Origin of the sequence: Streptomyces sp. NPDC002130 (assembly GCF_040296465.1) — a bacterium.
GTDB lineage: Bacteria > Actinomycetota > Actinomycetes > Streptomycetales > Streptomycetaceae > Streptomyces.
Genome location: NZ_JBEOXI010000528.1, coordinates 1 through 2,615 on the forward strand (window position 1 = coordinate 1; position 2,615 = coordinate 2,615).

At 65.6% G+C, this 2,615-nt stretch carries 5 protein-coding genes; all 5 read right to left on the reverse strand.

From position 1 onward, the window contains the following. Window positions 1–70: 70 nt before the first annotated feature. A complete protein-coding gene (locus ABT116_RS42245; protein WP_351645762.1) occupies window positions 71–601 on the reverse strand; it encodes a hypothetical protein in 531 nt (176 codons plus the stop codon). Then, entirely contained in the window at window positions 601–1,152 is a 552-nt protein-coding gene (locus ABT116_RS42250; RefSeq protein ID WP_311052728.1) for a thermonuclease family protein, read from the reverse strand. The genes ABT116_RS42245 and ABT116_RS42250 overlap by 1 nt, the downstream gene beginning before the upstream one ends. Further along, entirely contained in the window at window positions 1,149–1,388 is a 240-nt protein-coding gene (locus ABT116_RS42255; protein ID WP_019749775.1) for a hypothetical protein, read from the reverse strand. The genes ABT116_RS42250 and ABT116_RS42255 overlap by 4 nt, the downstream gene beginning before the upstream one ends. Further along, on the reverse strand, window positions 1,385–1,963 hold the full coding sequence (locus tag ABT116_RS42260; RefSeq protein WP_311052729.1) for a hypothetical protein: 579 nt from the start codon (window positions 1,961–1,963) through the stop codon (window positions 1,385–1,387). Before ABT116_RS42260 ends, ABT116_RS42255 begins: the two co-directional genes overlap by 4 nt. Before the next feature lie 15 nt (window positions 1,964–1,978). Continuing rightward, on the reverse strand, window positions 1,979–2,615 hold a 637-nt coding region (locus tag ABT116_RS42265), incomplete at its 5' end, for a C40 family peptidase (protein WP_351645777.1).

The window sequence follows — 2,615 nt, forward strand, 5'->3', positions numbered from 1 at the left end:
GCGGCATCGGTTTCCTCGGCGAGGCCCGCGCCGCCGTGCTGCACCACCACGAGCGGCTCGACGGCAGCGGCTACCCGTACGGGCTGGTACCGGTACGTGGTCCCCAGATGTCGCAGTGAAGATCCTGGTAGCTGCCGCGCAGCATCCGACCGGTGAGCAGGTGCTTTCCGATCTGCACCCCGACCGCTTTTGTTCGGTCCTTGAGCTCTTCTTTCATGCCCAAGCTCTTGTACGCGATCGAGCGGCATTCCTTTTCGGTGATGCCCTTGATGTCGCGGCCGGTGCCCATGACCTTCGCTTTCGCGTCGATGCGGGTCTTCTCCCCCTGCACCCGCCGCACCAGCACGGCCGTGGCAACCACGAGAGCGATCACTGCTGCCAGGACCAGAGCAACCACCAGGGTCGACCCGGTCTCCCACACGAGTTCACCTCGAATCAAGCCCTTGACGATCGCGATCGGGTTTCCCGGCGCGGTCTGGTCGGTCCCGAGGTGGATACCTGCCCACACGCTGCCGCCGACCACTGCCACCAAACCGGCGATGAGAACGGCCGGCAACAGCCCGTCCGAGGCTGATGGATCTTTCACTGTCCTGGTACTCATCAGTTTGCCTCTCCGTTGCACGGCGGACCCCAGAGTCCGATTCCTGCCGACCGCGCATCCTCTTGCGCCTCAGCTATTTCCGCGGTCTTCTCGATAGGTGTGTTGCCGTAGACGTACGCCCGCGCCATGCCCGACCGAGCTGCAAGTACGCCGTAATCGGTGCCGTCCGGCAAGGTCAGGTAACGCAGTGATCGGCCGTATCGGTCGACGTCGTCGGAGCGAGGATCGCCCGTCAACGTCACCGCTGCATCGTCGAGCGTCGTGTGCGCCCAGGCGCTTGCTTCCGGTCCCCAGCACTGCACCGCCGCATCGGGTTTGACAGTCTCCGGAGTGTCGATCCCCAAGATCCGGACCCGCAGATCCTCGCCGGAATCCAAACGGACATCGGCAGTGTCGCCGTCGACGACCCGGACCACCTGACCCGACGTCGACGCCGCGGAATCGGTGACCGGTGCGATCAACTCGCGAACAGTGACCGTTCCCCAGATGCCGGCCCCGACGACCGCGAGCGCAACAGCGCAGTTCAGCAGCCGGTGCGCTCCCCCGCTCATGAGATCTCCACGACGGTGGTGACTGTGGCGATGTAGCCGGGGCGTTCGCTGCGCATCATCCCTGGCTGCTGTACTGATGTGGGCGTGATGGTGTGCGAATGTCCCTGCACGACAACGAAAGTGTTGTTCGACTCCAATTCGCCGAGAAGCTCCTGCAAGGTTTCGAGGGCGATGCCCAGTGCCGCCGCCGGCTCACCGGCAGCGGTTCCGGTCGCGTAGAGAAGTTCGTGGCTCATCGCACGGCCACCGCACTCACGCGCCAGACGCCGAGTTTGGTCGCGCTCATGTATGCCGCGAAGGTGGTGCTGCTCAATGGTTTTCCCTCCGGTGTGGTTGCTGTTTGTGTCACGGCGAGAACGCGGGAAACTTTCGCCGGCTGATCGGCCGGGTGTTCGTCGCTGGTCACACTCGCCGATGCTGTGACGATCGCGCCCTCGTTCGCCCAGCTCTGCCACTGTTTGCCGGTGATCGGGGCGAGGGCGATGAAGGAACCGGAGTTCTCCGAGTAGTACCGCTCGTCGAAGAGCGGCGCGGCCCGCTGCGCTGCGGCCAGCTGGTTCGCATCCTCGGCGGGGGCGTAGGAGAACAGGGCTTGCGCTGCGCCGACCATGACCGATTCCGGATCGTTCTGGTCGACTCCGGCGAACGCACCCGGCAGTGGCGGCGGGGGCGGGGTCGTCAGTGAGCTGTCGGCGGGGCCTCCCTCGTCGAGGGGATGATTGTCGTGCCCGTCACCTCCGGAACCACATCCGGCGAGCAGAAGCGCCCCGGCCAGCAGGGCAGCGGCCGCAGTGTTGCGTGTGCGAGTCATGATCGTGTTCTCCCTTTATCCGAAACGCTTGACGTACATGTCTTCGCCGGCCCAACCCGAGAGCGGCATGATGGAGACGGTTTGCCCGGACTGCGGGGCGTTGAGCAGCATGTCCTGGCCGTTTTCGTTGCCGTAGTAGATGCCCACGTGGTGGGTGTCCCCGCCGGCGCCGAAGTAGATCAGGTCGCCGGGTTGCTTCTGATCGAACGGAATGTCCTGTCCCCGAGCGTCGTACAGCTGCCCGGGGTTGCCGTGGCTTCCGGTGAAGTGTGGAAGCAGGATTTGTCCGCCGGAGGCTTGGAACACCGCGTACAGCGTCAGGCCGGAGCAGTCGAAGCCGACTTTGTTCGGATCGCCGTTCGCATCTCCGGCGCCGCCGCCGTCGCTGATGCCCTTGGTCGGTCCGTTCTGATCGCCGCCGCCCCACGCGTACGTCGTACCGATCCACCGGGACGCGGCCGCGATGACATTCGCACCGAACGGTCCACCCGGCTTGAACTGCGGGCCGCCGGAGTTCGAGGCTCCTGGAGTGCAGACACCGACACCGCCGTCGATGACCGCGGTCGCGACTTCTTCGCCTCGCCCACGGTCCGCGGGGTCGCACGCCGCCTGAGCGTCGTGCGAGAAGAGGAGCGCTGACATGGGTGCGCCC

Coding starts and splice junctions, on each gene's coding strand:
- ABT116_RS42245 (WP_351645762.1), bottom strand. CDS start 601: ATGAGTACCAGGACAGTGAAAGATCCATCAGCCTCGGACGGGCTGTTG.
- ABT116_RS42250 (WP_311052728.1), bottom strand. CDS start 1,152: ATGAGCGGGGGAGCGCACCGGCTGCTGAACTGCGCTGTTGCGCTCGCG.
- ABT116_RS42255 (WP_019749775.1), bottom strand. CDS start 1,388: ATGAGCCACGAACTTCTCTACGCGACCGGAACCGCTGCCGGTGAGCCG.
- ABT116_RS42260 (WP_311052729.1), bottom strand. CDS start 1,963: ATGACTCGCACACGCAACACTGCGGCCGCTGCCCTGCTGGCCGGGGCG.